This is a genomic window from uncultured Enorma sp. (assembly GCA_905210055.1).
GTDB lineage: Bacteria > Actinomycetota > Coriobacteriia > Coriobacteriales > Coriobacteriaceae > Enorma.
Window position 1 is genome coordinate 16,889 of the sequence record CAJLVH010000007.1, and the last position, 11,800, is coordinate 28,688.

An 11,800-nucleotide genomic window follows, 5' to 3' on the forward strand; every position below is an offset into this window, starting at 1 on the left:
ACGCATTTCGCTAGATTTATAGATTACTTCTTCATTCGCCTCGATGCATCAAGCAATTCTATCCTAAAAGAATCTTTTGAGTATCGTTACATGGGTATTTTTATAGTAATTTGCTAAGTTTTATAGTGGTCAATAATTATAATATTTACCAATAATTGAAAATAATATCATTAATTGAGCAGTTTCAACTTCAGTTGCTGAGGAGATGGACATGGCTAGCAACCTTCTGAAGCTCCGTAGGTCGGCGGGATACAAGAATGCCGGTGAGTTCGCGGAGGAGCACAAGATCCCTGCCTCCACCTACGCGCGCTACGAATCCAACCCCGACAAGATCCCCATGGATCGAGCATGGCAGCTCGCGGACATCTTCGGCACCAGTATCGACGCCATCGTCGACCGCGAGGCACCCGACCCCGCGTGCATGCGTGGCGAGGTGCAACTCGAGTACGACGGCCTCACACCCGAAGCGCGGACGCTGGCCGACGAGCTCCGCGAGTTCGTGCTCATGAAGGATGCCACGATTCGCGAGCGCCGCCGCCGCGAGGAGGAGCGCCCCTACGAAGCCCTCTGCTACCAGTACGAGCGCCAGATGCTCGCGGAGATGGGCGCGAGCGCCGCCTTCGGCGAGCTCGTCGCGTTCGAAAGCGCCGAGGCCGCCCGCGCTACCTTCGAGTCCTTCCTCCGGGAGCAGGCTGCGAAGAAGCGCGGCGAGCACCCGCTCAAGGCGCAGGAGGTCATCGACAACAGAACTATCGAGAAGATCATGGCGACCTACGACCGCACGCATGGCGAGTTCGAGCTCGACAGCATGCACGTGATGTGGGGTTCCGTCGACCACGGCATCATGGTTGAATACGACTCCGAGGCGAGTTGGAGGGACGGTGATGCGGAAGCATAAAGGCATAAAAACAGGTGGGTCCGCAGGAGCTGGCACTCCCACGGGCCCGGCGTCCGGTCAAGAGGTAAATCCAGAAAGGACGGTGACAGTATATGTCATCACTCGCGCCCACCCAAACCACCTACAAGGCCATAAGCGGCAGAAGAACACTCCAGCGCCTGCGCCGCGAGGCTGGATACCGCTCCGCGAAGGAGTTTGCCGAGGCTCTCGGCATTCCCAGCTCCACCTACGCGCGCTACGAGCGCGCCGGCGACGGCGCCGACTGCGGCATCCCTCTGCCCGCCGCCTGGCAAATAGCCGACAAGCTGGGCTGCTCCATCGACCTTGTCGTCGGTCACGAGGACATCGACGCATCAAAATTCACAACTATGCAAGAACGTATCGACTCCCTATCGCGCTCCAGTTCCGAGATGCTTGATGACTATCTTCGCTTTCTTGAATTCCGAGACAAAGTCACTGGCACTCAAGCTTTGAAATAGAATAATGCGGCTACCATTTGATGATAGGAGGCCTCATAGTCTTAGGCTTTTTGAAGAGCATTGCTTGATGTGCAACGCAGCCACAACAAAATGCACCGGTGGTGTAATTCAGTTGTTAATACAAAGCGTCTAGCTTTTTATCTTCCAAAGCCTTATTGAAATCAAAAAAGCGACCAAGGAGCATATGTGGAAAATATACTAGAAGATTACGACGACATAATTCAAAAGCTTAATCTTCAAGCATCGTTTTTCAAACATGCTGATGTCATCAAGCTTGTTGAGAACCCTTTTGGAAATGTCTGGACAACCGTCTAACAAATAGGCGAAAGCATTTTCAACGAACCGGCGATCTTTTCATGTCTAGCAAATATCGACCTTAGAGATGAACTCCTAGACGAAACGTGGTGGCTCCGTCATCCCCAGGATTTCTGCCCTGGATTCTGTGAAACCGCAAATAATACTTACTATGAAAACGGCAGAAGTGACGGCTATGACTTCATTGTTAAGGAAATCTATTTTCATAGTCTAGCTATCAAGCAACTTCATATTAACCAAGAGTTCGTTCTCTTATTTGATTTGTTTCGCGGGAAAGACGGCTGTTACTACGCCATTGATGAATGTGGCCAACAGAGTAAAGTCGTTGAAATCAGCGAGAATGAAGTCAGGATCAAAACAAGCTATCTTATGCGTTATATTGCCGCAAAACAGATGCTATACTTGCAATTCGTAGATTCAAGACGTTCTTCAAAACCCGACTACCCAATCGATGCGGTACCTATCGGAAGCGATAATACCAGAAGCGATTGCTACCACTACGAGGTAACCTATCAGAGCACAGAGAAGCGCGATTACCTGTTCTCGATGCTGTTTGCTCGTAGCATTGTATATCCCAATGACGTTGATACCTGCAACGTCTGGCCTTATTCCAAAAAGGCTGATGAGCAATTTCCGGAGTTTATAGTCGAAGAGCTTCCCAACGGAAGCTATAGGCGTTATTCTTGCGACCCCAGTAAACTCAGTAACTATTTCGGAGCAAACCCTGGTGCCCCACATTACTTAACTCAAGTATTCTTTAAGCCAGACGTACTCAATCGGTATCGTGCTAGTCCACTTTTTGAGGTGACTGAACGCTATCTTTCATGCGGGTCTCAATGGGGCATAGAAATTGATAATGTTATCCCCGAACGAGTCATGGTTTATCTCGGCGATTTGGGTAGAGACCTGCCTCAAAGCGAAAGAATGCACTTTCTTGCCCATGAAATATCTCCAAGCGGTCAACGTATATCTGAAACTGCGCTTGCCCAGGATTTCCACTGCTCGTTCAACGCGCCTATGGGTCCAATCGCCGCGCTCATAGATGCTCGCAACAAACTGAATGACGTTTGGACGGCTAAATATGGCAAGCAGCTGTATCGACCGCCTCACTCGGACGAAAACGACATGGAGAAACTAATCAGGATACCTTCGGGAAACAGCAGGCAGGAATTCGACACCGTCATCCTCAACCTGACCAAATATTGTATCGACTACATAAACGATTCCGCCCTAACAACCACAGACATGGCGGGAGGGATAAACAAACTTGAAGCTACGCTTTGCAAGTTGGGTATAGATGTTAAGCTCACTCCCCTTCGAGATCTGCAGGATGTGCGCTCGGCATGTATGGCCCACGCTAAAGGAAAGAAATACGAGAAGCTCAAACGCACTCTCCTGAGCGGCAATGATTCGCGTGATATCGCAGAGCTAATCAAACGCCTGACCGACATGATGAACGACTTAACCTCGGCAATATCCATCACGTCAGCAGAATCCGATCCTGCTCAACACTAGACTCATACAATCGAAATGCTCACGACCAGACCTAGGCTTTACAAGCCTAGGTCATGGAACTTTGCTAGTTATTAATTTGCTCGCAACATGTTGCGTCGGTAGAACGATTGCAATATAGCTCTACGTTCGCAAAACATTCGTCTAGCCTAGCAACCGCCTTCCAGATATTGTTTATATGGCAGCATAAACGGAAGGGGCTCGGTTGCCTTATCAAAGCCTATGCGACCAACGCCCTTTCCAAGCTCTTTGATCCGGCCGGCTACGACAGCCTCAGATCTGCAGCGTGCGCGCCGCGGCCTCGCCCAAGGCTCCAGCTCCATCGGCAATCGAGGCGCCAAACTGCTGCGCACCGTTCGTGGCACCCGAGGCGACATTGTCGGCAAACTTTCCGGCAACGTCGCTCTCTCTAAACCGCGATATGCAGACCAAACTGACTATTAATTGCCCTTTGAATTCCTTTATCAGAAATACCGCAATTTCGTAACTGCATAGCAAGAATCAAATAACCAAGATAAACCAAATCGAGTATTGCCACACCCTCAAAATCTTTGTCTATATTCCCATGGGCGAAATTATTTCTCTGATTGGCAAGACGCTCGCCGATTTTAGAGCATTTAAACTCTTCTTCATTCAGATCATAGAGCCTTTTTCCAAACACATCTATCACTGAACTAAACTGCTTTGCCGCGTAAACTACTTTTGATTGGAGATTAGTGAAGCCGATGCTGAGTTTTGCCCTCTTCAGCGCTTGCTTTATTTCTCCCGTACTTGATTCGATTTCTTTTTCTATTATTTCTAAAGCTCGTTTCTCTCCCTTCAAGCGGGCAGCCCGCTTTGGTACTCCATCTGGATAAAGACGTTGAAACTCCCATTCAAATGCTGCTGTAACTAAAACAAACCTAGCAGCATCTATAACATGCTTGTCTTTATTTGTACGAGGAAGGTGTCTGAGATAGATGTTGTTGTCAGCAATGTCCCGGAATAGCTTTTCTTCGTTCCCCTCAAGTTTATCCAAAGTCAGATAACGTCCCTTGGATAGATGCTTTGCATCAAACTCCGACGGCTGCTCTGCAAGCTCCATTTCAGCATAATTCCGATACTTTCCGTTTTCCATCTGGCAGCCAAGACGGCCGCTCAAAGGCCCAACTTCGCTCTGGCCCGTCATAAAACCTAAGAATCGTTCCGCTTGATACCAAAGCTTAAGAAAAAACGAATAGTCGTTTGTCTCTTCGAATTCAAACGAGAGGATTGCGGAAAGCGTAATGGGTGGATTCTCAATACCGTGGCTTACCGTCCAACCAACAGAAAAGTATGCGCAGACTTCTTTCCCCTCAACTTGAACATTAAAACGCTCAGATGTTGTCGAATCAAAGCCGGACGTAGTGATTGAAATAGCTCCGTTAACTTGCATCTCATCCCAGTCATATTCACTTCTCCACGCGCGATTGACGGGAAAGACATAATCAATGCAGGGGCCGGATAATGACAAACGAGTCGTCGTCTCAGATATTTTGATCTTTTTTATAATGGATAAAACTGTGACAACAAGATTGCAATTAACGCTTCTAACCGAAGACCCAATCTGAGTTAAGAATACGATACCTCCATGGAGCTCATGGCATCGACCTTCAAGGAATGGCTCCTCCATGAGCAATGGATCTCCGTCGACATAAACCCCGGGAGACACTGCGCTCATTAACCATCTGAGTCTGATGACTTCTTTATCCTTCTCGTCCGGATATAATCTTAGCTCGCCATGTTCATATACAAATTGGAACAAAATGTTCCGGTAATTCAGTTCTCCGGTATATGTTTCAGATTCCATGAGAAACTCCGTCAAATAGCCTTCACTTCTCAAATAGTTACATCCCCAGCAGCTCGCTAGATTCCTGCCCTGTCGCTTGATACGTTTGTAATCCTCCTTAATCTTGACAGTGAATCTCAGATCAAGTCTTGCCTGCTCCCCATCAAACGCAGTCATTACCTCCTTACGATGCAGTAGGAATTGGAGAGATTCCCATCAGTCACCGCATCATCCATCGCGGCGAGCGCCGCATGGAACCATCACGTCGCCTGCGAGCCAACCTCCTATTTCGTCAGCTCCTCAAGCCGTTTCAGAGCCAGCTTCAACCACTCAAGCTCGCGCTCACAACCACCCAACGCCCAATGCGTGATATAGCGACACTGCGAAAAAACGGCATTGCCCAGAATCCGGATGTCGTCAACCTGTGCAAGGTTGCGACGTAACCCTTCCGCGTCGTCGATTAACATCCCGTAACGCTTTTGATATGAGTTGCCGCAGTCCATATGGAACCCGAAGTCTCTGAAGCGTTCCGCCCAGTCCGTGCGGTCGAGCGCGGAGGCACCCCATATCTCTAACCGTTCCCCGAGTTCCCGAGTGAAACTCGCTATTTCGTGTTTATCCATGGTGAGCTCTTTGCTTGGACTTCTCCCTGAATTTAAATCGCTATCCGTCATCATTGTTTTATTCGTGCGCCGTACTGGTCTAGGTGTCTTTCAATCAACTCCATATGAGCCATATCATTTCTGTATCTCCAGAGGCGTCTCACTAGTGCAAGCAATGCCGTAGCACATTTGCCAAGACTATCTGCATCGTCCAACACGGTTTCGCCCGACCGGACGTCCCGCGCAAGCCTGTTAGCGAGTTGCTCGATTCTCTTTGCCCGCTCGTTTGCCAACTCAACATCCCAGTCAACAAAACCTTCATCGCGCGCGGTCTTAATTACCAGCGCAATAAAATCTGTGATTACTTTAATATCGTCTTCAAGGCATTCCGGCGAAGGGACTACGCCAGCAGAGTCATGAAAGAATGACTCCCACTCTTCGAGTGAATTCAAAAAGGAATAGTCCGCTATTTTCAAACCAAGGTGCTGGAGAAAGTCCTTTAACGCATACACGAACTCATAGCGCCATGAGTCGTAATACTCCCACTGTTTCCTTAGAACCGTCCTGCGATGCACCTCGGAATCCCGTATTTCTTTAATTGCTAAAAGCAGAAAAGAGCCCAAGATGATTGAAACTAGCTCGATAATAGACGCATTCAGCTCTATAACCTTTTTGTTCAATAGAATCCAATACACGATGATGCATATTGGAACAAACACAGCTAGCGTTGAGATCCAGCTCCCCAGAGAGTAAATTGTCCTCTTTACAGCCCTTCCGAATCTACGAAGCGGAAACCAGGCTCTTTTCAGATGAAAACCAAAAGCGTGAAATAGAGTGAGCTCGTAAGAATTACCCTTATATTTCACTTGCATTTTACTATCTCCAAAGTCTACTAACTTAGTAATTTACATGTATTGTGGCCTGCAGCTTAGCGCTATTGCGTCTACGAATTAACTCACATGCTGTAACCCATCACTTTACATCATTATAGACATGTACAAGCAAAGCGCCTATACTACATGTAACTAATCAGGTTACATGAAAGGAGTGGCGTAAACATGACACACAATCATCCCCTCCTCATGGGCAGCGATCAATGAAAGTCTCGTTTCAAACCAAGAAGCTCCAGAAGCTTTGCGAGGACGAGCGCGAGATGCATAAGCGGCGACCAGACATCGAGCGAAAACTAAGGCTTCGAATTGCCGCGCTTAAAGCGAACAACACCATCGCAGAGCTAGAGGTGAACGACCCGTTAGGAAAAATGGCATCGACTCAAGGAAAACAGGAAGGGTCAGTGGTCAGGTGCCGTCTCGTCTAACGAACGAATCATCATCGAGCCGCTCAAAAATGGCGTCCGGATTATCGATATCGAGGAGGAAAGGCGGTCGACCGAGGCGCACGTTGTCGAAATAATTGATTATCACGAAGAGTAAGCAAGGCGAACTTAAAAGCGATACCTGAAAATTAAACACTGGAAGAGGAGATGATAACTCATGCCTACCAACTATGCCGTAGCGCCGGGTGAGTTCCTCCAGGAATGGATAGAGGAGGAAGGCAACGGCATCACCCAGGCAGAACTTGCGCAGCAGCTTGACGTGTCTAGAAAACTTGTTAACGAGATTATTAATGGAAAAGCGCCGATTACGCCAGACACCGCGATTAGGCTAGGCCGCGTCACCTCAATTCCAAGTGACGCATGGCTTCGCTACGAAGCACAGTATCAAAATGATTGTGCTCGCCTGCGAAACGATCAGCAGCTGAAGCAGCATGAAGACATTGTCACGCCTCAGCTTGGCGCGTACCTGCGTAAGTTGGGAGCCACCACGGCGACCATGCGGGATAAGACACAGGTTCTATCAGATCTGCTCAGCTTTACCGGCTACGGCACCTTTGAATCCTTCTCTGCTGGTTGCTCCATTAAGCTCGGCGCGGCGCTTTCGACGCTCCGCGAGTCCAGCGCTACATACGACGAAGCGCTCATGATGACCTGGCTCGCAGCCGGAGAGCATACTGCCGCATACAAACGCGCCCACTGCCTCAAATACGATCGGAACGGGCTGGAGAAGCTCCTCCCCCAACTCAAGGAACGCGTTCTGTCTGCCAATGACACTATGCTCGACGACATAATTCAGCTGCTCGATAGCGTTGGAGTGATATGCCAGTTCATCGAGCCGCCCGAAAAGTTCCCCATCTACGGCATTGTCATTTGGACGCGCAACGGTGTGCCCGTAATTCAGCTCACCGGTCGCCGCAAGAAAAACAACCATGTAATCTGGACGCTCTTCCATGAGCTCGGCCACATCCTTAATGATGAAACCCCCACAACGCAGCTCGAATTCAATACGTCATCCAGCAAGCGAAAAAGCGAAGAGGTGGCTGCAAACCAATTTGCTCGTGCTTGGCTATTCGGCGGAGGCGTTGGTGAGTATCGGGGCATGAACCGTGCCCGCGACATCGAAGCGAAGGCGCGACAGAAGGGCGATGTCCCCTGTATTGTTGTGCAGGAACTGCATCGAAAACGGATGCTCGAGCGCAGCTACTGCAACCAGCTTATCTTCGACGTGCGCATTCCGTTCCAAGAGCAAGATTATTCTCCGCAGAATAATTCTATCTAGAATAATCTTTGATCTGGAAGCCTCATCTGAGGGCGCAACGGCAGGCGGCAGAGCGATCTCACTGAAGGCAATCCGTTTCCGCACTTTGCTATACTTATTCTAAGATATGTATAGCAGGAGGCCGCCATGTCTGCCGCACAGATGAACATCCGCTTGGACTCCGCCCTCAAGGCATCTGGCAACGCCGTCATCGCCGAGCTTGGGTACACGCCGTCGCAGGTCGTGCGCGCGCTGTGGGAATTCGCCACCGTGCAGGGCACGCTCCCGCCCGCCTTGACGCACCTGCTACGCGGCGATCAAGCTGCCGGCGCGGCGGACAGCGGCACTCCCGACCGCATGTCTGAAGGCGCTGCGATCGTTTCGTCCTTCTACCAGAAGGTCGGCATCGAGGAGCCCGTGGAAGGCGCCGTCGATTACGACGAACTCCGCGAGCTTGCCGCGGCCGAGCAGCTCGAGAAATGGGGGCTCGCATGACGAAGTCCCCGCGCGAAGACGCTCGCCTCCCCATCAAGATCCTCGTCGACACCAACATCTGGCTTGACTACTTCCTCGCGCGCGGCGTGCATCACCATGCGGTGAGCGCGTTTATAGCGAAGGCCTACGAACGCGAGGACATCGTGCTCTATGTTCCATCGCTCTCGCTCAAGGACCTCGCGTATCAGCTGGCGAGCCTCATGAAACTCGACGCCCGGCGCGCCGGAAAGGACATTTCGCCCGATATCGCCGCTGCCGCGCGCGAGGTTTCCTGGGGCTGTGTGCGCAGCGTTCTCGAAAAAGCCCTTGTCGCACCCGTTAGCCGCACGGAGGTGCTCGGCGCCTTCACCTACAAGCGCATCCACGACGACTTCGAAGATGACCTCGTCCTCGCCGCGCTCGACGCCGTCGACGCGAGCTTCCTCATGACGCACGACGACGCGCTCAGGCGACACGTAGGCGATTTCTGCATTACCGCCGAGGAAGGGCTCGAGCTGCTCACCGAACTCGATGGGTAGTTACCTGAACGGCGCATATTCGCAGCGGGAGTAAGCCGTAGCTCCCTGTGCCTGGGGGGACGGCGAGCTCGGAGTCGAGCGCGTCAGCTTCGGTAATCCTCGTGCCTGGGAGGATGAAACGAACCCGTCCCCAAGCAACCCCTACCAAGCTAATCTGTTATACTTTACTCAATATTTTTGACTCAACTTTTTTGAGTAAACTGGGGTGAGCAGAAATGACATTCATCGGCCGAACGAAAGAGCAGGAAAAGCTCCTGGCCCAGCTTTCCTCCTCCACCCAAAACGCAGCGCTCCTCTATGGCAGACGCCGCGTTGGCAAGAGCGAACTCATCCTCCACACCATGCGGCAGGCGAGCGGCATTCGATCCATCTATTACGAATGCCGTCAGACCACCGCTGAGAACAACACGAGAAACCTCTCCGAGGTCATCGCGGAGGCCTTCGATATGCCGCCGCTCGCCTTCTCCGACATCGAGGCCGCCCTGCGCTTCGTCTTCGACCGGGCACTCAGCGAGAAGATCGCGCTCGCCATCGACGAGTATCCCTACCTCCGCGACGTCGTGAAGGGAATGGACAGCATCCTCCAGGTTCTTCTCGACGAGTATCGCGACCGCTCGCACCTCTCGCTTATCCTCTGCGGATCGTACGTAGAGGTCATGAAGTCCCTGCTGGAGCGAGACAACCCGCTCTATGGGCGCATCGACCTCAAGATCAACCTCCAGCCGATGGACTACTACGAGTCCGCGCAGTTCTATCCGGAGCGTTCCTGCGAGGACAAGGTTCGTCTCTTCAGCGTGTTCGGCGGCATTCCGTACTACAACCGCCTCATTGACAAGAACGCATCGGTTCGGGAGAACCTCATTCACCTGATTCTCGAGCCGGATGCGCGGCTTGAGGACGAGGTGCCCTCCTACCTGCTCTCCGAGATCTCAAAGATCGGCAACGCCCACGAGATCTTCTCCGCGCTCGTCGACGGGCATGCCCGCTACCGAGACATCCTGGCCCAGTCGCACGTCTCCAGCGGCGCGACGCTGGTCAACGTGCTCAACAGGCTGATCGGGATGCAGCTTGTCCAACGGCGCTCGCCCATCAACGATCCAGACAACAGGAAGCGCACCTCATACGTCGTCTGCGACGGGCTCTCCAAGTTCTACTATCGCTACGTCTTCAGGTACCTGTCGCAGCGCAGCGTCCTTGACCCCGAGGTCTTCTACGACCGCTACGTGAACGACGACTTTGAGACCCAGTTTGTCCCCCGCGCCTTCGAGGAGGTGTGCCGCCAGTACCTCGTACGACAGAACCGCACGGGTAATATCGAGCCACCCTTCGACCTGATAGGCACGTATTCCTACGACGATCCGGTGACAAGGACGAACGGAGAGTTCGACGTTGTCACCCGAGACCCGCTCGGATACGCCTTCTACGAGGCTAAGTTCCGCTCGACGCCCGTCACGCAGCGAATGATCGAGGACGAGGTCGAGCAGGCGCAGCAGACGGGTCTCATGTGCCACAGGTACGGGTTCTTCTCGCGCTCTGGGTTCGAGGCGCAGGCCGACGAGCGCACGGTGCTCATCGAGCTGGAGCATCTGTACCGGTAGGCGCTGCCATCGGATGCGCGGGTACCCCGTATCTGAGAAAGGGGATGAAACGAACCCGTCCCCATCCAACCCCTAACCGTAGATGCAATCGCGGAGTGTCGGCATCATGCTGTCCTACTTTCCTCCGCGCGTGCGCACGTCTTCATCCAGCTCGTCGCGCCAGCCGCTAAACTCGAGCGACGCGTTGCAGCGCACCGCACGCACCGCTCCGCTCGCCGCGCGATACACCGCGCCCGTGCCGAAATCATCGGCGATGTAGGGTGCCGCGCGCTGACAATCGATGCCCAGGCGATCCGCCTCGGCCTCCACGTCGATGTTCGCGCCGATAAAAATGAACTCCCAGCCCATCTCGCGGTGGCGCTCGATGAGGCGCTTCACGCGGGCGTACGTGTACCCGCGGCTTGCGTTCTCCATGCCGTCGGTGGTGATGGCGAAGAGCACCTTCTGCGCCTCGTAGCCCTTCGGCTGGACGCGCTGCACGAGGTCGATATGCTCGATGGCGCCGCCGACCGCATCGAGGAGCGCCGTGCACCCGCTGCAGCGGTACGTCTTGCGCGTGAGGTGCGGCACCTCGGCGATGTCCACGCGGTCGAACAGCACACGCGAGCGGTCGCTAAACGTGACGACCGAGACCTTCGCCTCGCCCGGCAGCTCGCGATTCTCGTCGATCATGGTGTTGAAGCCGCCGATGGTGTCGTCTTCAAGCCCGCCCATGGATCCGCTCGCGTCCAGGATGAAGACGAGCTCCGTGCGCTGCGGGCGCTTACGGTCGTGCTTGCTGGCTTTGACTGTTTTACCGGTCTTGCCGAAATTCCCGCTCGTACCATTCTGCTTCTTGCCGTTCATACGTGCCTCCTTTGGTAGGTGAATCTGACACGTATAAGACTACGGACAGCATGGGCAGCGTAGGTAAACCACCAGGCGACATCTTGGACGCCCGCCACTGCCCAGCCATTGGGGACGGGGGTTATTGGCTGGGGGG

11 protein-coding genes are annotated in these 11,800 nt (G+C 52.7%); 7 read left to right on the forward strand and 4 right to left on the reverse strand.

What is annotated here, in order from left to right; all coding sequences use genetic code 11:
• Positions 1-211: 211 nt before the first annotated feature.
• From QZ079_RS01215 to QZ079_RS01225, 3 genes are all read left to right on the forward strand, one after another.
• Complete coding sequence (locus tag QZ079_RS01215) at positions 212-898, forward strand: helix-turn-helix transcriptional regulator (protein WP_297034025.1); 687 nt, start codon at positions 212-214, stop codon at positions 896-898.
• A gap of 92 nt (positions 899-990) precedes the next feature.
• Positions 991-1,377, forward strand: a complete 387-nt coding sequence (locus QZ079_RS01220) for a helix-turn-helix domain-containing protein (protein ID WP_297034028.1) — start codon at positions 991-993, stop codon at positions 1,375-1,377.
• A gap of 684 nt (positions 1,378-2,061) precedes the next feature.
• The gene (locus tag QZ079_RS01225; protein WP_297034031.1) at positions 2,062-3,207 is read left to right on the forward strand and encodes a hypothetical protein; all 1,146 of its coding nucleotides are present in this window, start codon (positions 2,062-2,064) and stop codon (positions 3,205-3,207) included.
• Between the two features lie 406 nt (positions 3,208-3,613).
• Here the strand turns inward: QZ079_RS01225 and QZ079_RS01230 are convergent, their stop codons facing one another.
• From QZ079_RS01230 to QZ079_RS01240, 3 genes are all read right to left on the reverse strand, one after another.
• Positions 3,614-5,188, reverse strand: coding sequence for a hypothetical protein (locus QZ079_RS01230; RefSeq protein ID WP_297034034.1), 1,575 nt, complete (start codon positions 5,186-5,188; stop codon positions 3,614-3,616).
• Positions 5,189-5,295: 107 nt separating this feature from the next.
• Positions 5,296-5,634 (reverse strand): hypothetical protein, encoded by a 339-nt coding sequence (locus QZ079_RS01235; protein WP_297034036.1) that lies wholly within the window; start codon positions 5,632-5,634, stop codon positions 5,296-5,298.
• A 50-nt stretch (positions 5,635-5,684) separates the two neighbouring features.
• Entirely contained in the window at positions 5,685-6,485 is an 801-nt protein-coding gene (locus tag QZ079_RS01240) for a hypothetical protein (protein ID WP_297034038.1), read from the reverse strand.
• A gap of 621 nt (positions 6,486-7,106) precedes the next feature.
• Between QZ079_RS01240 and QZ079_RS01245 the strand changes: the two genes are divergently transcribed.
• The 4 genes from QZ079_RS01245 to QZ079_RS01260 all read left to right on the forward strand — a co-directional run bounded on the left by QZ079_RS01245 (position 7,107) and on the right by QZ079_RS01260 (position 10,818).
• Positions 7,107-8,228 carry a HigA family addiction module antitoxin gene (locus tag QZ079_RS01245; protein ID WP_297034041.1) on the forward strand — a complete coding sequence of 374 codons (1,122 nt, stop codon included), beginning with the start codon at positions 7,107-7,109 and terminating at the stop codon, positions 8,226-8,228.
• A 126-nt stretch (positions 8,229-8,354) separates the two neighbouring features.
• A complete protein-coding gene (locus QZ079_RS01250) occupies positions 8,355-8,702 on the forward strand; it encodes a type II toxin-antitoxin system RelB/DinJ family antitoxin (RefSeq protein WP_297034043.1) in 348 nt (115 codons plus the stop codon).
• Positions 8,699-9,220: a PIN domain-containing protein gene (locus QZ079_RS01255; RefSeq protein ID WP_297034046.1), complete on the forward strand. Its 522-nt coding sequence runs from the start codon at positions 8,699-8,701 to the stop codon at positions 9,218-9,220. Before QZ079_RS01250 ends, QZ079_RS01255 begins: the two co-directional genes overlap by 4 nt.
• A 215-nt stretch (positions 9,221-9,435) precedes the next feature.
• Positions 9,436-10,818, forward strand: a complete 1,383-nt coding sequence (locus QZ079_RS01260; protein WP_297034050.1) for an ATP-binding protein — start codon at positions 9,436-9,438, stop codon at positions 10,816-10,818.
• 114 nt (positions 10,819-10,932) lie between these two features.
• On the opposite strand, the gene QZ079_RS01265 is transcribed toward QZ079_RS01260, so the two are convergent.
• Entirely contained in the window at positions 10,933-11,664 is a 732-nt protein-coding gene (locus QZ079_RS01265; RefSeq protein ID WP_297034053.1) for a vWA domain-containing protein, read from the reverse strand.
• Positions 11,665-11,800 lie beyond the last annotated feature (136 nt).